At 64.0% G+C, this 17,494-nt stretch carries 16 protein-coding genes; 9 read left to right on the forward strand and 7 right to left on the reverse strand.

What is annotated here, in order from left to right; translation table 11 throughout:
* Window positions 1–22: 22 nt before the first annotated feature.
* Window positions 23–724 carry a protocatechuate 3,4-dioxygenase subunit beta gene (gene pcaH / locus HAP48_RS32470; RefSeq protein ID WP_166203946.1) on the forward strand — a complete coding sequence of 234 codons (702 nt, stop codon included), beginning with the start codon at window positions 23–25 and terminating at the stop codon, window positions 722–724.
* Window positions 725–1,327, forward strand: a complete 603-nt coding sequence (gene pcaG, locus HAP48_RS32475) for a protocatechuate 3,4-dioxygenase subunit alpha (protein WP_166203947.1) — start codon at window positions 725–727, stop codon at window positions 1,325–1,327. It begins immediately after the preceding gene.
* 39 nt (window positions 1,328–1,366) lie between these two features.
* Here pcaG and HAP48_RS32480 read toward each other — a convergent pair whose 3' ends face one another.
* Window positions 1,367–2,293, reverse strand: coding sequence for a response regulator (locus HAP48_RS32480; RefSeq protein ID WP_166203948.1), 927 nt, complete (start codon window positions 2,291–2,293; stop codon window positions 1,367–1,369).
* On the reverse strand, window positions 2,283–5,651 hold the full coding sequence (locus HAP48_RS32485) for a hybrid sensor histidine kinase/response regulator (RefSeq protein WP_166203949.1): 3,369 nt from the start codon (window positions 5,649–5,651) through the stop codon (window positions 2,283–2,285). Before HAP48_RS32485 ends, HAP48_RS32480 begins: the two co-directional genes overlap by 11 nt.
* Window positions 5,652–5,820: 169 nt before the next feature.
* Here HAP48_RS32485 and urtA point away from each other — a divergent pair, with 169 nt between their 5' ends.
* The 7 genes from urtA to HAP48_RS32520 all read left to right on the forward strand — a co-directional run bounded on the left by urtA (window position 5,821) and on the right by HAP48_RS32520 (window position 12,569).
* On the forward strand, window positions 5,821–7,083 hold the full coding sequence (urtA, locus tag HAP48_RS32490) for an urea ABC transporter substrate-binding protein (protein WP_166203950.1): 1,263 nt from the start codon (window positions 5,821–5,823) through the stop codon (window positions 7,081–7,083).
* 169 nt (window positions 7,084–7,252) lie between these two features.
* Window positions 7,253–8,179, forward strand: coding sequence for an urea ABC transporter permease subunit UrtB (gene urtB / locus HAP48_RS32495; RefSeq protein ID WP_166203951.1), 927 nt, complete (start codon window positions 7,253–7,255; stop codon window positions 8,177–8,179).
* Between the two features lie 16 nt (window positions 8,180–8,195).
* Window positions 8,196–9,329 carry an urea ABC transporter permease subunit UrtC gene (gene urtC / locus HAP48_RS32500; RefSeq protein WP_166203952.1) on the forward strand — a complete coding sequence of 378 codons (1,134 nt, stop codon included), beginning with the start codon at window positions 8,196–8,198 and terminating at the stop codon, window positions 9,327–9,329.
* Between the two features lie 12 nt (window positions 9,330–9,341).
* Window positions 9,342–10,097: an urea ABC transporter ATP-binding protein UrtD gene (urtD, locus tag HAP48_RS32505; RefSeq protein ID WP_029080653.1), complete on the forward strand. Its 756-nt coding sequence runs from the start codon at window positions 9,342–9,344 to the stop codon at window positions 10,095–10,097.
* Window positions 10,098–10,166: 69 nt separating this feature from the next.
* Window positions 10,167–10,856, forward strand: coding sequence for an urea ABC transporter ATP-binding subunit UrtE (urtE, locus tag HAP48_RS32510; protein WP_029080652.1), 690 nt, complete (start codon window positions 10,167–10,169; stop codon window positions 10,854–10,856).
* 31 nt (window positions 10,857–10,887) lie between these two features.
* Complete coding sequence (fmdA, locus tag HAP48_RS32515) at window positions 10,888–12,117, forward strand: formamidase (protein WP_166203953.1); 1,230 nt, start codon at window positions 10,888–10,890, stop codon at window positions 12,115–12,117.
* 101 nt (window positions 12,118–12,218) lie between these two features.
* On the forward strand, window positions 12,219–12,569 hold the full coding sequence (locus HAP48_RS32520; RefSeq protein WP_166203954.1) for an FmdB family zinc ribbon protein: 351 nt from the start codon (window positions 12,219–12,221) through the stop codon (window positions 12,567–12,569).
* 15 nt (window positions 12,570–12,584) lie between these two features.
* Here HAP48_RS32520 and HAP48_RS32525 read toward each other — a convergent pair whose 3' ends face one another.
* From HAP48_RS32525 to HAP48_RS32545, 5 genes are all read right to left on the reverse strand, one after another.
* On the reverse strand, window positions 12,585–13,370 hold the full coding sequence (locus tag HAP48_RS32525) for an ABC transporter ATP-binding protein (protein ID WP_166203955.1): 786 nt from the start codon (window positions 13,368–13,370) through the stop codon (window positions 12,585–12,587).
* Window positions 13,367–14,140: an ABC transporter permease gene (locus HAP48_RS32530; protein WP_166203956.1), complete on the reverse strand. Its 774-nt coding sequence runs from the start codon at window positions 14,138–14,140 to the stop codon at window positions 13,367–13,369. The genes HAP48_RS32525 and HAP48_RS32530 overlap by 4 nt, the downstream gene beginning before the upstream one ends.
* Window positions 14,141–14,218: 78 nt before the next feature.
* Window positions 14,219–15,163 carry an ABC transporter substrate-binding protein gene (locus tag HAP48_RS32535; protein WP_166203957.1) on the reverse strand — a complete coding sequence of 315 codons (945 nt, stop codon included), beginning with the start codon at window positions 15,161–15,163 and terminating at the stop codon, window positions 14,219–14,221.
* A 169-nt stretch (window positions 15,164–15,332) separates the two neighbouring features.
* A complete protein-coding gene (hutC, locus tag HAP48_RS32540) occupies window positions 15,333–16,076 on the reverse strand; it encodes a histidine utilization repressor (protein ID WP_166203958.1) in 744 nt (247 codons plus the stop codon).
* The gene (locus tag HAP48_RS32545) at window positions 16,073–17,431 is read right to left on the reverse strand and encodes a formimidoylglutamate deiminase (RefSeq protein WP_166203959.1); all 1,359 of its coding nucleotides are present in this window, start codon (window positions 17,429–17,431) and stop codon (window positions 16,073–16,075) included. Before HAP48_RS32545 ends, hutC begins: the two co-directional genes overlap by 4 nt.
* Window positions 17,432–17,494: the final 63 nt, after the last annotated feature.

Consider the following 17,494-nt stretch of genomic DNA (forward strand, 5'->3'; position numbering starts at 1 on the left):
CAATTCGGTCTGGAGCAAGCCCATGACGTTGATCTATCCGGTCGCTTCGAACAGCGTCCACCCCGCGCGGCTGTCCCCTGCGTACCGGAGCGCGTTCAAACGCGCGCCGCAAAAGCCGCTGATCCCGATGCGGCACACGCTCTCCGAGCTGACCGGGCCGGTCTATGGTCACGAGACCGTGCGCGAGCACGACAATGATCTCACCATCCAGGCGAAGGGCGAGCCGCTCGGCGAACGCATCATCGTGCACGGCCATGTGCTGGACGAAGACGGCCGCGGCGTGCCGAACACGCTGGTCGAGTTGTGGCAGGCCAATGCCTGCGGCCGCTACATCCATGTCGTCGACCAGCATCCGGCGCCGCTCGATCCCAATTTCACCGGCGCCGGCCGCACGCAATCCGATGCCGAGGGTTACTACAAGTTCATCACCATCAAGCCCGGCGCCTATCCGTGGGGCAATCACCACAATGCCTGGCGGCCCGCGCATATCCACTTCTCGGTGTTCGGCCATTCCTTCGTCTCGCGTCTGGTGACGCAGATGTATTTCCCCGGCGATCCCTTGTTCCCGTTCGATCCGATCTTCAACTCGGTGACCGATGCGAAGGCGCGGGCGCGGATGATCTCGTCGTTCGATCTCGACAACACCAAGCCGGAATGGGCGCTGTGCTACCGCTTCGATATCGTGCTGCGCGGCCGCAACGCCACGCCGATGGAGACCAAGTAAGTGTCGAACCCGCGTCCTGATGGAATCACGCCGTCGCAGACCGTCGGTCCCTACTTCAAGTACGGCCTGACGCCGAACGGCGAGTATGAATGGAATGACGCCTTCACCAACAATCTTCTGACACCGGATGTCTCGGGCGAGCGCATCCGGGTCGAGGGCAAGGTCTATGACGGCGACGGCGCCGTGATCCCGGATTGCATGCTGGAGATCTGGCAGGCAGATAGCCAGGGCCGCTTCTCCGATCCGCAGGACAAGCGCGCGCTGCCGAACTCGTCGTTCAAGGGTTTTGGCCGTTGCGGCACCGACAAGAGCGGCGGCTACGCCTTCGACACCATCAAGCCCGGCGTGGTGCCCGACGCCGACGGCAAGCCGCAGAAGCCGCATATCGCGCTCGCGGTGTTCGCGCGCGGCATGCTGCTGCACCTCTACACGCGGATCTATTTCGACGACGAGGCCGGCAACGCCGCCGATTCCGTGCTGGCGCTGGTGCCGGCCGATCGCCGCGCGACACTGATTGCAAAGCGCAAGGCCGCCGCGGGCGGCGTCTACACCTTCGACGTCCATCTGCAGGGCGACAACGAGACGGTGTTCTTCGACGTCTAGCCGGCCGGGACGAGGCGCGCAGCCCAAGCGGGGGATGCCTCAGGACTTGCGGTGCCTCGCGTTGACCGCGATCGCCGCGGCGGCGGTGCGGTTCTCGACCCCGAGCTTGGCGTAAATCTGCTCGAGATGCTTGTCGACGGTGCGCGGGCTCAAGCCCAGGATTTGCGCGATGTCGCGGTTGGTCTTGCCCTTGGAGAGCCAGGACAGCACCTCGCCCTCGCGGGTGGTCAGGCCGAGCTCGCTGGAGAACTCGGTCGGCATGTCGCCGCTGGTGTCCTTGGCCAGCCGCAGCAGGAATTCGTTGGGGCCGAGCTTGCCCATATATTGCAGCCGAAGCTGCTCGTTGCCGGGGAACGACGCCACGGTCGCGGTCTTCTTCCCGGCAACACCTTTCTGCGCCTGCTCGAGCCATTGCGGCATCGGATCCGGCAGCGCGAAATTGTCGGCAGCGTCGGCGAGCGTGTCCGACAGCAGTTTCTGCGCCTGCGGCGTCGCCCACAGCAGCGTGCCTGACCTGTTGACCGCGAGCAGATAGCGGCCGGAGACGTCGAGCGCCGCGCGGGCGCTTTGCGTCATCCGCGCATTGGCGAGATGGACCCGGATGCGCGCCAGCATCTCCTCGACCACGATCGGCTTGGTGACATAGTCGACGCCGCCTGCCTCCAGCCCGCGTACGATGTGCTCGGTTTCGGCCAGCCCCGTCATGAAGATGATCGGGACGCCGTCCAGCCCGGCGTCGCGCTTCAGCCGCCTGCAGGTCTCGAACCCGTCCATGCCGGGCATCACGGCATCGAGCAGCACGATATCCGGCGTGATCTGCTCGACGATGCGCATCGCGGAGGCCCCGTCGAGCGCGACCATCACGGTCATGCCGGCGCCGTCGAGCGCGTCGGTGAGGAGGCGCAACGTCTCCGGCGAGTCATCGACGACGAGCGCGACGTCGCGCTTTCTTTGTTCAATGGTCATAGCTGTGCAATATCTTCAATGTCGCCATATACTGATCGAGATCGAACCGGTCGATCAGCGTGCGCATCTGGCCGACGAAGTCGGCGTGTTCGGGATGTTCATTGCCGATTTCATCGAGCTTGAGCTGGATCGCCCTGATATAGCCGAGCTGGCCGAGGCTGATCAGCTCTTCGACATATTTCACGGGCGGACGAGAGCCACTGTCGGGTTTCCATTGCGGGGGCGGAGCCTGCTCGGCCTCATACTGCCACTCGATCCTGAGCAGCAGGCGGATGGTCTCTAACAGCCGCGGGATGTCGATCGGCTTCATAAGGTAGCCGTCGTGGAAAGGTTGCGCCAGCGGCGCGCCATGGGCCTCCAGCGCGCTGGCCGAGATCATCAGGATACGGGCCTGGTGATGGCCGTCGGAGCGCAAGGTTTCGGCGACGGTCCAGCCGTCCATGCCCGCCATCGAGATATCCAGCAAGAACATGTCCGGCCGGCAATGCTGCGCCAGCGCGAGGCAGCCCGGTCCGTCCGGTGCGCTGAGCAGAATGAAGCCGAGCGGCGCCAGGATCTCGCGCAAGAGGTCGCGGTGGGTCGGATCGTCGTCGGTGATCAGGATGGTCTTGCGCGGGCCGTGATAGCCATAGATGGGGGCCTCGACCGGCGCTTCGCGGCGCGGATTGGTGACCTCGGAGAGCAGCAGCTTGACCCGGAACGTGCTGCCGGCGCCGACGCTAGATGTCACCTTGATGTCGCCGCCCATCACGCCCGCGAGCAGGCGGCTGATGGTGAGGCCTAGCCCGGTGCCGGTCTGCGGCTGCGAAATCCCGAGCGCGCCGCGCTCGAACGGCGCGAAGATGCGTTCGAGGTCGTCAGGCTGGATGCCCGGGCCGGTGTCGGTGACCTCGAACTCGGCGACCGGGCTGCGGTAGTGGACGATGAATTGTACGCGCCCGGCCTGCGTGAACTTGATCGCGTTGGAGAGCAAATTGATCAGGATCTGCCGCAGCCGCTTCTCGTCGGCATAGACCACGACCGGCAGCACCGCCGGCCGCTTGAACACGAAGTCAATGCCTTTTGCTGCGGCCTGGAGGCGGAACATGCCGACCAGCTGATCGAGGAAATCGGTCAGGCGCACCTCGTCGCGCGAGAGGTAAAGGCGACCCGCCTCGATCTTGGAAATGTCGAGAATGCCGTCGATCAGGCCCGACAGATGGTCGGCGCTGCGGCGGACCACGCGCACCTGGTCGCGCGGCCGCGTCTGCAGGCTGTTGTCCTGCTCCAGCAGCTGCGCATAACCGGAGATCGCGTTCAGCGGCGAGCGAAGCTCGTGGCTCAGGCCGACGACATAGCGGCTCTTGGCAAGGTTGGCGGATTCCGCGACTTCCTTGGCGCGCTGCAGTTCGGCGTCGGTGCGCTTGTGGGCGTCGATCTCCTGGATCAGCAGCGTGGTCTGCCGCCGCGTTTCTTCTTCCGCGGCGCGCCTGCTCTGCTGCGCCAGCACGAACAGCCAGGCGACAACGCCGATGATGAGGGTCAGCGCAAAGAACACCTTCCACAGCACGTCGGCCAGCAATTCGTTGGCATGCACGGCCGCCGTGGTCTGCAGGTAGATCAGGCCGAGCACCAGCGCCACCAGACCGGCCGAGACCGCGAACACGCCGAGGTAATGTCCGAGCTGCGAGTTGAGGCGCGCATAGATCGGCTGCGGCATCACTTTGCTCAATGCTTCCGAGACCTGCGCGCCGATCCGCGCATGCGGCTTGCAGAGATCGTGGCAGCGCGCGTCGAGCGAGCAGCACAATGAGCAGATCGGGCCGGCATAGGCCGGGCAGGCGGCCATGTCCTCGGGCTCAAACGCATGCTCGCAGATACAGCACTGGATCGATTCCAGGTTCTGCCAGCTGCGTTTTGGCTTGCGCGCGATATAGTATTTGCCGTCGGTCGCCCAGGCAATGAGGGGAGCAGCGATGAACGCGACGGCGAGCGCGACGAAGGCGGACAGCGCTTTCGCGGTCGGGCCGAACAGGCCGTAGAACGCGCTGATCGAGACCACGGTCGCAATCGTCATCGCGCCGACACCGACCGGATTGATGTCGCAGAGATGGGCGCGCTTGAACTCGATGTGCTGCGGCCGCAAGCCGAGCGGCTTGTTGATGACGAGATCGGCGACCAGCGCGCCGACCCAGGCGATCGCGACGTTGGAATAGAGCGCGAGCGTCTGCTCCAGCGCCTTGTAGACGCCGATTTCCATCAACAGCAGCGCGACGACGACGTTGAACACCAGCCACACCACGCGGCCGGGATGCGAGTGGGTGAGGCGGGAGAAGAAGTTCGACCAGGCGATCGAGCCGGCATAGGCGTTGGTGACGTTGATCTTGACCTGCGACAGGATCACGAAGGTCCCGGTCAGCGCCATCGCGAGATCCGGTTGCGACAGCACGTAGCGGAAGGCTTCGAGATACATGTTGGCGGGTTCGGCCGCATGCTCGGCCGAGACGCCGTGGCTGAGCGCGAAGAAGGCCAGGAACGAGCCGGCCAGCAGCTTCAGCGCGCCGAGCACGATCCAGCCCGGACCGGCGCTCAATAAAGCGATCCACCAGGCCTTGCGCGAGGTGCGGCGGTCGCGCGGCAGGAAGCGTAGGAAGTCGACCTGCTCGCCGATCTGCGCCACCAGCGCGAACACGACGGAGGCCGCGGTGCCGAACAGCAGGAGATCGAGATTGCCCGAGGGATCGCCGTGCTCGCCGGCGAACTTGCGCCATTCGGCGAAGGAGTGCGGATTGGCCCAGGCGATCGCCGCGAACGGCATGATGTGGAGGATGATCCACAACGGCTGGGTCCAGAGCTGGAAGCGGCTGATCAGCGTGATGCCGTAGATCACAAGCGGAATGATCACGACCGCGCTGATCAAATAGCCGATCGGCCGCGGAATGCCGAAGCACATGTCGAGCGCGCTGGCCAGGATCACGGCCTCGATCGCGAAGAAGATGAAGGTGAACGAAGCGTAGATCAGCGAGGTGATGGTCGAGCCGATATAGCCGAAGCCGGCGCCGCGGGTCAGCAGATCGATATCGATGCCGCATTTTGCCGCGTGGTAGGCGATCGGCAGCCCGCAAAGGAAGATGATGACGCTGACGACCAGGATCGCGGCGGAGGCGTTCATCGCGCCATAGTTCAGCGTGATGGTGCCGCCGATGGCCTCCAGCGCGAGGAAGGAGATCGCGCCGAGCGCGGTGTTGGCGACGCGGGCGGCGGACCAGCGCCTGGCGCTCTTGGCGGTGAAGCGCAGCGCGTAGTCTTCCAGCGTCTGGTTGGCGACCCATTGATTGTATTGGCGCCTGACGCGGTCTATCCGCTGCCGCCCTGCCACTCGTTCTTACTCCTGGTCCACGATGCTCTGATCGCGGGCAAATCCCGTACCAAAAACCTACGTCGCTATTTTGCGGTGCAGTATACGCGATCTCACGTATCAGTGCGGTGCACAAAAGTAAGCAATCCTCGCCTCATCAATAAGCGTTCTCGAACCAGATGGGGTGCTCATGTCAGACGAAACAAAGCCAGGACTGCAGTCTCCGCTTCGGCGCAAGCTCTTGATGGGAATGGCCGCTTTGCCAGCCGTTTCGATGCTGGGCCGCCCGGCATTTGCCGATGTTCCTGCAACCTCCGCGGTCAACACGACGGGTCTTGCAGTCACCGATAGCGAAGTCACGGTCGGCATCCTGCACTCGGTGACCGGCACCATGGCGATCTCCGAGACCGGATCGGTCGAGGCCGAGAAGCTCGCAATCGAGCAGATCAACGCCGCCGGCGGCGTGCTCGGCCGCAAGATCAAGTTCATCCAGGAGGACGGCGCGAGCGACTGGCCGACCTTCGCGGAAAAGGCGAAGAAGCTCTTGGTCAACGACAAATGCGCGGCCGTGATGGGCTGCTGGACCTCGGCCTCGCGCAAGGCGGTGCTGCCGGTGTTCGAGCAGTACAACGGCATGCTCTACTATCCGACCTTCTATGAAGGCCTCGAGCAGTCCAAGAACGTCATCTACACCGGCCAGGAAGCGACGCAGCAGATCATCGCCGGCCTCGACTGGGTCAACAAGACGAAGGGCGCCAAGAGCTTCTATCTGCTCGGCTCGGACTACATCTGGCCGCGCACCTCGAACAAGATCGCACGCAAGCACATCGAGAACCATCTGCAGGGCTGCAAGGTGGTCGGCGAAGAGTACTTCCCGCTCGGCTCGACCCAGTTCAACTCGGTCATCAACAAGATCAAGCTGACCAAGCCGGACGTGATCTACGCGATCATCGTCGGCGGCTCGAACGTCGCGTTCTACAAGCAGCTCAAGGCGGCCGGCATCGACCTGTCGAAGCAGACGCTGCTGACCATCTCGGTCACCGAGGACGAGATCGACGGCATCGGCGGTGAAAACATCGCCGGCGCCTATGCCTGCATGAAGTACTTCCAGTCGCTCGACAATCCGAACAACAAGGCGTTCGTGCCCGCCTTCAAGAAGATGTGGGGCGAGAAGACCGTGATCGGCGACGTCACGCAGGCGGCCTATCTCGGCCCGTGGCTGTGGAAGTTGACGGTGGAGAAGGCAGGCTCCTTCGACATCGACAAGATCGCGGCGGCGTCGCCCGGCGTCGAGTTCAAGGGCGCGCCGGAAGGCTACGTCCGGATCCACGAGAACCATCATCTGTGGTCGAAGACCCGCGTCGGACGCGCCAAGGCCGATGGCCAGTATGAGCTGATCTACGAGACCGCCGATCTCGTCGAGCCGGATCCGTTCCCCAAGGGCTACCAGTGAGCCAGTAGCCCGCATGCGCGGAGCGATATGCGGGATAGTCCCGGGTATCGCTACCGCTCACCCGGGCTACGAAGCTCCGCAACGCATCGCGGCGTGGACGTCATCGTCCACGCCACGGAACGAGCGTCGCTTGACCGGCGTCGCATGCCCCTTGGACTGGAGGACGACGATGTTCGGCGACTACTCGATCAGCGATCTCGGCGCCATCCTTGCGATGCAGGGATTTGCCGGGCTCATCCTGTTCTCCGTCTACGTGCTGATGGCGCTGGGGCTTGCCATCATCTTCGGCCAGATGGGCGTCATCAACATGGCCCATGGCGAGTTCATGATCCTCGGCGCCTACGTCACCTGGATGACGTCGAACACGGTGCAGCACATCGCGCCCTGGCTGTTTCCCGGCTACTTCTTCATCGCGATGATCCTGGCGTTCATCGCGTCCGGCGCGCTCGGCATGCTGGTCGAGTGGGCGCTGATACGCCATCTCTACAAGCGTCCGCTCGATACGCTGCTCGCGACCTGGGGTCTCAGCCTGATCCTGCAGCAGGCCTATCGCTCGATCTTCGGCGCGCGCGAGGTCGGCGTCGAGCTGCCGGAATGGATGATGGGCTCCTGGCAGGCGACCGACTCGATCCAGATCCCGATCAACGGCATGTTCGTGATGGCGCTGACCATCCTGATCACGATTGCGGTGGCCTATGTGCTGTTCTGGTCGAGCTGGGGCAAGCAGGTGCGCGCCGTGGTGCAGAATCGCGTGATGGCCGGCGCCGTCGGCATCAACACCGAGAAGGTCGACCGCTACACCTTTGCGCTCGGTTGCGGCATCGCCGGCGTCGCAGGCTCGGCCTTCACGATGATCGGGTCGACCGGGCCGACCGCCGGCCAGCTCTACATCGTCGATACCTTCCTGGTGGTGGTGTTCGGCGGCGCCGCCTCGCTGTTCGGCACCATCGCCTCCGCCTTCTCGATTTCGCAGACCCAGTCGACGCTGGAATTCTTCCTGTCGGGATCGATGGCCAAAGTGATCACGCTGCTGACGATCGTCGCGATCCTGATGGTGCGTCCGCAGGGGCTCTTCGCGCTCAAGGTCCGCAAATAAGAACAACAGGCAGGTCATGGTCATCAACTCGCGCTTTTTCAATCGCTCCGAACTGATCGGCTTCCTTGCGCTCGCGGTTCTGCTGTTTCTCATCTTGCCGCTGTCGCTGGATATCTTCCGCCTCAACCTGGTCGCCAAGTACCTGACTTACGCCTTCGTCGGCATCGGCCTCGTGCTGTGCTGGGGCTATGGCGGCATCTTGAGCCTGGGGCAGGGCGTGTTCTTCGGCCTCGGCGGCTACTGCATGGCGATGTACCTCAAGCTCGAGGCGTCTTCGGTTGCGAACACCAAGATCCAGTCGACGCCGGGCATTCCCGACTTCATGGACTGGAACCAGATCACGCAGCTGCCGCTGTTCTGGAAGCCGTTCCATAGTTTTCCGGTCACGGTGCTGGCGATCTTGCTGGTTCCCGCCTTCTTCGCGCTGATCATCGGCGCGGCGATGTTCAAGCGCCGGGTCGGCGGCGTGTACTTTGCGATCATTACGCAAGCGATCGCCGCGATCCTTACCATTCTGATCGTGGGGCAGCAGGGCTACACCGGCGGCATCAACGGCATCACCGACCTGCGCACGCTGCACGGTTGGGACATCCGCACCGATCACGCCAAATTCATTCTGTACTTTGTCGAGGTTGTGTTGCTGTTCGGTTGCATCGTCGCCGCGCAGTTCATCCGCCTGACAAAACTCGGGCGCATCCTGGTGGCGATGAGGGAGCAGGAGGACCGCGTGCGCTTCTCCGGTTACAGCGTCGCCAATTTCAAGATATTCGCGTTCTGCGCCGCGGCGGTATTCGCCGCGATCGGCGGCGCCATGTTCACGCTTGAGGTCGGCTTCATGTCGCCGTCCTTTGTCGGCATCGTGCCGTCGATCGAGATGGTGATCTACACCGCGGTCGGAGGCCGGATGTCGATCTTCGGCGCGGTCTGGGGCGCGCTGCTGGTCAATTTCGCCAAGACCAGCCTTTCGGAATCCTTCCCGCAACTCTGGCTGTTCGGTCTCGGCGCGCTGTTCATCGCGGTGGTGCTGGCGTTCCCGAACGGGCTGTCCGGCATCTGGGCGGATCACGTCCAGCCGCGCATCGATCGCCTGTTGGCATCGCGAAGATCAAAATCGGCGGGGCTTGTCGCCGACGGCGCACCGGCCGAGTGAGGAGGAACCAACATGCTCGTCGGCCATCAGCCAAAAGACTTCCTGCTCGCCGTCTCCGGCCTCACCGTGTCCTTTGATGGATTCAAGGCGGTCAACGATCTCTCCTTCTATGTCGAGGAGAACGAGATTCGCGTCATCATCGGCCCGAACGGCGCCGGCAAGACCACGGTGCTCGACCTGATCTGCGGCAAGACCCGGGCCACATCGGGCTCGATCCAGTTCCGCGGCCAGGAGCTGACCAGGCTGCGCGAGAACGAGATCGTGCAGGCCGGCGTCGGCCGCAAGTTCCAGACGCCGTCGGTGTTCGAGGATCTCACCGTGTTCGAGAACCTCGAGATTTCCTATCCGCGCGGCCGCACCGTGTTCGGCTCGCTGGCCTTCCAGCGCGACGACGCGGTGAAGCAGCGGGTCGAGGAGGTCGCCGAGATGATCTTCCTGAAGGATCGCCTCAACACCTATGCCGACCAGCTGAGCCACGGCCAGAAGCAGTGGCTCGAGATCGGCATGCTGCTGATCCAGGACCCCGACTTGCTGATGCTCGACGAGCCGGTCGCCGGCATGAGCGTGTCCGAACGCGCCAAGACCGCCGAGCTGCTCAACCGCATCATCAAGGACCGCTCGGTGCTGGTGATCGAGCACGACATGAAGTTCGTCGAAGACATCGCGCACAAGGTCACGGTGCTGCACCAGGGACAGATCCTGTCCGAGGGGACGATGGAGCACGTCAAGAACGATCCGAAGGTCATTGAAGTTTACCTGGGCCACTAGCCCATGATCCCGGAAAGTGGCGTCCGGTTTCCCGGACAAGATCATGGGCAAGAACTAAGGAGCGCGTCGATGCTGGCAATCAATGATCTTCACGTCGCCTATGGCCAGAGCGAGGTGCTGCACGGCCTCAATGTCTCCGTCGCGCCCAACGAGATCGTTGCGATCATGGGCCGCAACGGCATGGGCAAGACCACGCTGATGAAGTCCCTGATGGGCATCCTGCCGGCCAAGAGCGGCAAGGTGACCATGGATGGCACCGAGCTCGGCACCATGAAGAGCTACGAACGGGTGGCGAAAGGGCTCGCCTACGTCCCGCAAGGCCGCATGATCTTCTCCACCATGACAGTGAAGGAGAACATCGAGACCGGGCTCGTGGTCTCCGGCGGTTCTGAGGTCCCTGGCGATATCTACGAGCTGTTCCCGGTGCTGCTCGAGATGAAGGGCCGCCGCGGCGGTAATCTCTCGGGCGGGCAGCAGCAGCAGCTCGCGATCGCCCGCGCGCTGGCGACCAAGCCGAAGGTGCTGCTGCTGGACGAGCCGACCGAGGGCATCCAGCCGTCGATCATCAAGGACATGGCGCGCACCCTGAAGCGGATCCGCGACGAGCGGGGGCTGTCGATCGTCGTCTCCGAGCAGGTCCTGAGCTTCGCGCTCGACATCGCCGACCGCGTGCTCGTCATCGAGAACGGCGAGATCGTCCGCGACGATCCACGCGACAGCGTCGATGCCGCACAGATCTCGAAATATTTGTCTGTCTAACCATCACGCGTAAACGAAGGGGAGCATTGCGATGCCAGATACACTGATCAAGGTCGATCTCAGCAAGTCGGCCTATGAAAACGACAAGATCCACAACCGCTGGCATCCGGAGGTTCCGATCGTCGAGTGGGTCAGCCCGGGCGACGACTTCATCGTCGAGACCGTCGACTGGACCGGCGGCTTCATCAAGAACAACGACTCGGCCGACGACGTGCGCGACATCGACCTGTCGATCGTGCACTTCCTGTCCGGCCCGATCGGCGTCAAGGGTGCCGAGCCCGGCGACCTCCTGGTTGTCGACCTGCTCGACGTCGGTCCGCTGAAGGAGAGCCTGTGGGGCTTCAACGGCTTCTTCTCCAAGCAGAACGGCGGCGGCTTCCTCACCGACCATTTCCCGCTGGCGCAGAAGTCGATCTGGGACGTCAAGGGCCTCTACACCTCGTCGCGTCACGTCCCAGGTGTGAACTTCGCCGGCCTGATCCATCCCGGCCTGATCGGCTGTCTGCCCGATGCGAAGATGCTGGCGGCCTGGAATAAGCGCGAGGCCGAGCTGATCGCGACCAATCCGACCCGCGTGCCGGGTCTCGCCAATCCGCCGTTCGCGCCGACCGCACATGCCGGCCAGGCCAAGGGTGATGCCAAGGCCAAGATCGGTCTGGAGGGCGCCCGCACCGTGCCGCCGCGCGAGCATGGCGGAAATTGCGACATCAAGGATCTGTCGCGCGGCTCGAAAATATATTTCCCGGTCTATGTGCCGGGCGGCGGGCTCTCGATGGGCGATCTGCATTTCAGCCAGGGCGACGGCGAGATCACCTTCTGCGGCGCCATCGAAATGGCCGGCTGGCTGCACATCAAGGTCGACGTCATCAAGGACGGGGTGGCGAAGTACGGCATCAAGAACCCCGTGTTCAAGCCGTCGCCGATCACGCCGAACTACAAGGACTATCTGATCTTCGAGGGCATCTCGGTCGACGAGGCCGGCAAGCAGCACTATCTCGACGTCCACATCGCCTATCGCCAGGCCTGTTTGAACGCGATCGAATACCTGAAGAAGTTCGGTTACTCAGGCGCCCAGGCCTATTCGATCCTCGGCACTGCGCCGTGCCAGGGCCACATCTCCGGCGTGGTCGACGTGCCCAACGCCTGCGCTACGCTGTGGCTGCCGACGGAAATCTTCGACTTCGACGTGATGCCGTCGTCGGCCGGTCCCATCAAGCACATCAAGGGCGACATCCAGATGCCGATCTCGCCCGACAAGTGATCCTTCAAGTGATCCCTGCGCGAAGGATGCGGGACGGCTGCGTATTGGCCGCCCCGCATCCGCCGCGGGAGACCTCACAAGATTGCGCAAGGATTAAGGAAATGCCGATCTACGAATATCTCTGCAACGACTGCGGTCCCTTCACCGACATGCGGCCGATGGCTGAATGCGACCTGCCGCAGGACTGCCCGCAATGCGAGACGACGTCGCCGCGCGTGATCCTGACCGCGCCGGCGTTCTTCTGCATGCCTTCGGACAAGCGCAAGGCGCACGCCACCAATGAGCAGAGCCGGCACGCGCCGAAGACGCTCGATCAGTACAAGGCCGCGCACGGGCCGGGCTGCGGCTGCTGCTCCACCACGGGCAAGAAGAAGCCGGCTCGGCTGATGACCAAGACGAAGAGCGGGGCAAAAGGCTTTCCGACCGCGCGTCCCTGGATGATCAGCCACTGAACGCGTGGCTGGTCGTCAGGCCTGTTCGGCGACTTTCAGGGCCTCGGTGCGGATCTCCTCGACCAGCCGTTCCTTCAGGCTGACGAATTCCGGCGTGGTCTTGATCTTGTAGGAGCGGGGATGCGGCAGGTCGACCGCAATCTCCGCCTTGATGCGGCCGGGACGCGCGCTCATGACGATGACGCGGCTGCCGAGGAAGATCGCTTCCTCGATGTCATGGGTGACGAACAGCACCGTCTTCTGGTCGCGCTCCCAGATGCCGAGCAGCATCTCCTGCATCAACGCGCGCGTCTGGTTGTCGAGTGCGCCGAACGGCTCGTCGAGCAGCAGGATCTTCGGATCATTGGCCAGTGCCCGGGCAATCGCCGTGCGCTGCTGCATGCCGCCTGACAGCTGTTTGGGCCAGTGATTTTCGAAGCCGGATAGCCCGACCCGGCGAATGAAGGCGTCGGCGATCTCGTGACGCTCCCCCTGTCCAACGCCGCGCTCGCGCAGGCCGAAGGCGATGTTCTCGCGCACGGTCAGCCAGGGAAACAGCGTGTAGGACTGAAACACCATGCCGCGATCGGCACCGGGGCCTGTGACCTCGCGCCCGTCGAGCGTGACCCGCCCGCTGGTGGGCCGGTCGAGCCCGGCGATGATCCGGAGCAAGGTGGACTTTCCGCAGCCGGAGGGGCCGAGGATGGTGACGAAGTCGTTGTCGCCGACATCGAGCGTCGTCGGCTCGAGCGCCCGGGTCGGCGCGTTACCGGCGCGGGCCGGGAAGGTGCGCGAGACCTGATCGATCCTGAGCGTGGTCATGCGAGCTTCCACGGGAACAGCCAGGCGTTGAAGGCCTTGAACAGGAAATCGGAGATCAGGCCGATCAGCCCGATGACGATGATGCCGAAGATGATCTGCCCGGTGTTGAGCAGCGCCTGGCTGTCGGTGATCATGTGCCCGATGCCCGACGACGAGCCGATCAACTCGGCGACGATGACGTAGGTCCAGGCCCAGCCCAGCACCAGCCTGAGGATCTCGGCAATCTCCGGAGCCGCGGAGGGCAGCAGCACGCGACGGATGATGCCGCGGTCGCGGGCGCCGAGCGTGTAGGCGGCTTCGACCAGGTCGCGCCGCGTGGCGCCGACAGTGACGGCCACCATCAGGATGATCTGAAACACTGCGCCGATGAAGATCACGAGCAGCTTTTGTAGCTCGCCGATGCCCGCCCACAGGATCAACAGCGGGATGAAGGCCGATGCCGGCAGATAGCGCGCAAAGGACACGAAAGGTTCGAGGAAGGCTTCGACCGGCTTGTAGGCGCCCATCAGCACGCCGAGCGGCACTGCGATTGCGGCGGCAAGCGCAAAGCCGCCGACGACGCGCCAGACCGTCATCCCGATGTCGAACAGGAAGCCTTGCTTTGCGATCAGCTCGTAGCCTTCCTGGACCATAGTCAGCGGGTTCGCGAGGAATGTCTTCGACACATGGCCGCCGAACGTGGCCCAGGACCAGAGGGCGACGAACAGCACGAAGAAGGCGAGGCCATAGGCCACGCGCTGCTTCGATGTCGTGGGCTCGAGGGGACGCATCACGGTATCCAGGCGTATCTCATGCGCCGGTCCCGCGCGCAGTGCCGCGAGGCGGGGCTGGCCGAAATGATTGTTGCGTTACTTGATGAAGCTTGCGTCGTAGATGTCCTCGACCTTCGGCGCAGCCTTGATGATGCCGACCTCGAGCAGGAGCTCGGCGGCGTCCTTGTTGAAGGTGAGGAAGTCGCCGGCGAAGAATTTCTGGTTGGCTGCCTTGTCCTGCCAGCGCAGGTATTTTGCCGAGTTGCCGAATTGCTCGCCGGACTGCTTCACATCCGCGCCCATGATCTCGTAGGCCTTGGCCTGATCCTTGGCGATCATGTCGAGCGCCTCGAAATAGCTGTCGGCGAGCGCCTGGGCCGCCTTCGGATTGTCGCTGAGGAATTTTGGCGTGCAGCCGAACGTATCCATCACCATCGGATAGTCGAGCGTGGTCGCGATGATCTTGCCCTTGTCGGGCGCCGCGCGCACCGTCGACAGATAAGGCTCGTAGGTCATCGCGGCATCGTTCTGACCGGAGACGAAGGCCTGCGCGGCGGCAGCCGGCTCCAAATTCACCACGGTGACGTCCTTCACCGTGAGGCCGTTCTTCTTCAGCATCCAGGCCAGCGCGAAATAGGGCGAGGTGCCGGGCGCAGAGGCGGCGACGGTCTTGCCCTTCAGGTCCTTGATCGCGGCGACGTCGTTGCGCACCGCCATGCCGTCGGCGCCATAGCTCTTGTCGAGCTGGAAGATCTGCTTGGTCGCGACGCCGTTGGCGTTCCAGGAGATCCAGGTCTCGACCGTCGTCGCGGCGCACTGGATGTCGCCCGAGGCGATCGCGAGATGCCGGTCCTTCTGCGGGATTTTCTTCAGCGTCACGTCGAGGCCGTTCTTCTTGAAGATGCCGGCCTCCCTGGCGAGCGTCAGCGGTGCGAAGCCGGTCCAGCCGGAGATGCCGACGCCGACCTTGACGTCATCGGCGAACGCGGCGGTGGACGCGAGCATAGCTGCGACTGCAGGCAATAGCTTGAAGGAACGCATGATTGTCGACCCCTTGGACGATGGATTGAACCCTGTTGCTCTCTTCACGTCAGTGATCTCTTCACGAGAGTGATCTCTTCACGTCAGTCGCGGCCGATTGCCGCATGAGACGCGTCTGTGAATGGTGGCCCTATGATGCATTGCTTGAATTATGCCGCGCAAGACGTCCTCAGCCTCCCGTGAAGCGCGCTACCAGCCGGTGCGTCTCGCCCGGATAATGCAGCCGCACCGAGGTGAGCGTCCGCGCGCTGCGCCAGGTATAGCGATCGATCACGAGGCAGGGCGCGCCGACCGCGATGTCGAGCGCCTTGGCAGTGCGATCGTCGGCAACGACGGCGCTGATCGTATGCTCCGCCTCTGTCCACGGCACATGATGCAGCAGCCATGATCCCGGCGGTTCGCGTGCAAAGTCGGCCGTCGCGGCCTCCGGCACGGTGGTGAGATCGATCAGCCGGTCCTCGACGGCGAACGGCACATTGTCGGCGCTGTGCCGGCAGGCGATCGCGACCACCTTGCCGGCTTTGCTTGCGCCGAGCCGGGCGCGATCAGCTGATGTGGCGGTGCGCCGGCGGCAATCGATCAGCTGATAGCCATAGCTGCGCCCGAGTGCGGTGATCTCCGCCCTGATGTCGGCGATCTTGAGCACCGCCGACAGATGCTGCGGACGGCGCACGAAGGAACCGGCGCGGCGCCGGCGCTCGATCAGGTCGGCCTGCGCCAGCTCCGACAACGCCTTGTTCACCGTCATGCGCGAGCAGCGATAGCGCGCCATCAACTGGTGTTCGAAGGGAATGCGGTGACCTGGCGGCCATTCGCCGGTCAGGATCCGGGTCTCGATGTCGAGCCGGATCCGTTTGTAGAGCGTCGGCTTGCCGGTCGCATCAGGGCGGGCTCGATCGGAGGCGAAACTCATGCCACGAGCCTCCGGACGCTTGCATTGAATTGCTCGCGTGCCCTGGCGTGCAGCCTGTGACGTCCGCCTTCGACCACCTTGGCGCCACCGGCCCAGACGCAGTCGATCGCGTCGCCTCCAGCCGCAAACAGCCAGCCGTCGAGAACGGCATCGCCTGACCGACCGGCCAGCGACGGATGCGCGGTGTCGAGGGTGACGATGTCGGCCCGTGCGCCGGGCGCGAGCCCAGCCTTGGTTTGTGCCAGCGCCTGCGCGCCGCCCGCGAGCGCGTGGTCGAACAGGGCGCGGCCGGTGGATGCGCCGGGACGCCCCGAAAGCACATTGCGCTCCCGGTGCTTCAGCCGCTGGCCGTATTCGAGTTGACGCAGCTCGTCGGCCACCCCGACCAGCACGTTGGAATCGGTTCCGATGCCGAACCGGCCGCCCGCGGCGAGGAATTCGCGCGCCGAAAAGATGCCGTCGCCGAGGCTCGCTTCCGTCACAGGGCAGAGGCCGGCCACTGCGCCGCTGCGGGCGAGCGCAACGACTTCCTGTTCCGTCATATGGGTCGCGTGAATCAGGCACCAGCGCCGATCGACGGGCGCGTTTTCGAGCAGCCATTCAACCGGCCGCTGCCCCGACCAGGCGAGGCAATCGTCGACCTCGCGCACCTGCTCGGCGGCGTGGATGTGGATTGGATCCGCCTCGGCGAGCGGGATGATCGCCGCGAGCTCATCGGGGGCTACTGCGCGCAGGCTGTGCGGGGCGATGCCGATGTTGGCGCCGGGCAATTTTCGGAGCGCCTCGCGCGAGGCTGCCATCAGCGCGGCGAACTGATCGACCGAGCAGATGAAGCGACGCTGACCCGCATGCGGCGCGGCGCCGCCGAAAGTGCTATGAGCATAGAAGCTCGGCAGCAGCGTGAGCCCGATGCCGGACGCTTCAGCCGCTTCCGCGATGCGCACCGCCATCTCTGCGGGATTCGCGTAGGGCGAGCCGTCCCGATCATGGTGCAGATAGTGAAACTCGCCGACGCGAGTAAAGCCCCGCTCGAGCATCTCGACATAGAGCAGGGTTGCTACGGCTGCGACGTCGTCCGGCGTTATTGCCAGCGCAAAGCGATACATCGTCTCGCGCCAGGTCCAGAAGGTATCGGTGGTGTCGCCGCGCAGTTCGGCAAGGCCGGCCATGCCGCGCTGAAAGGCGTGGCTGTGCAGGCTTGCCAATCCCGGAACCGCCAGTTGGTGCCGTTCATCGCTGGCGGCCGGGGCCACGCCTCCCGTCACCGAGACGATCGTGCCGTCGGTGACGGCGACCTGCACGTCACTGGCCCAGCCCGAAGTCAGCAGCGCGAATGCGAAATGCAGTCGTGTCATTTTTCCACGCCGGCTGGACAGAACCGGCACACGATTATATGTCTAGACATATAAGTCAAGCAT

The organism is Bradyrhizobium septentrionale, assembly GCF_011516645.4.
GTDB classification, from domain to species: domain Bacteria; phylum Pseudomonadota; class Alphaproteobacteria; order Rhizobiales; family Xanthobacteraceae; genus Bradyrhizobium; species Bradyrhizobium septentrionale.

Excerpts from the sequence above, each read along its gene's own strand:
- pcaH (WP_166203946.1), top strand. The coding sequence starts at position 23 with ATGACGTTGATCTATCCGGTCGCTTCGAACAGCGTCCACCCCGCGCGG.
- HAP48_RS32480 (WP_166203948.1), bottom strand. The coding sequence starts at position 2,293 with ATGACCATTGAACAAAGAAAGCGCGACGTCGCGCTCGTCGTCGATGAC.
- urtA (WP_166203950.1), top strand. The coding sequence starts at position 5,821 with ATGTCAGACGAAACAAAGCCAGGACTGCAGTCTCCGCTTCGGCGCAAG.
- urtB (WP_166203951.1), top strand. The coding sequence starts at position 7,253 with ATGTTCGGCGACTACTCGATCAGCGATCTCGGCGCCATCCTTGCGATG.
- urtC (WP_166203952.1), top strand. The coding sequence starts at position 8,196 with ATGGTCATCAACTCGCGCTTTTTCAATCGCTCCGAACTGATCGGCTTC.
- urtD (WP_029080653.1), top strand. The coding sequence starts at position 9,342 with ATGCTCGTCGGCCATCAGCCAAAAGACTTCCTGCTCGCCGTCTCCGGC.
- urtE (WP_029080652.1), top strand. The coding sequence starts at position 10,167 with ATGCTGGCAATCAATGATCTTCACGTCGCCTATGGCCAGAGCGAGGTG.
- fmdA (WP_166203953.1), top strand. The coding sequence starts at position 10,888 with ATGCCAGATACACTGATCAAGGTCGATCTCAGCAAGTCGGCCTATGAA.
- HAP48_RS32520 (WP_166203954.1), top strand. The coding sequence starts at position 12,219 with ATGCCGATCTACGAATATCTCTGCAACGACTGCGGTCCCTTCACCGAC.
- HAP48_RS32525 (WP_166203955.1), bottom strand. The coding sequence starts at position 13,370 with ATGACCACGCTCAGGATCGATCAGGTCTCGCGCACCTTCCCGGCCCGC.
- HAP48_RS32530 (WP_166203956.1), bottom strand. The coding sequence starts at position 14,140 with ATGCGTCCCCTCGAGCCCACGACATCGAAGCAGCGCGTGGCCTATGGC.
- HAP48_RS32535 (WP_166203957.1), bottom strand. The coding sequence starts at position 15,163 with ATGCGTTCCTTCAAGCTATTGCCTGCAGTCGCAGCTATGCTCGCGTCC.
- hutC (WP_166203958.1), bottom strand. The coding sequence starts at position 16,076 with ATGAGTTTCGCCTCCGATCGAGCCCGCCCTGATGCGACCGGCAAGCCG.
- HAP48_RS32545 (WP_166203959.1), bottom strand. The coding sequence starts at position 17,431 with ATGACACGACTGCATTTCGCATTCGCGCTGCTGACTTCGGGCTGGGCC.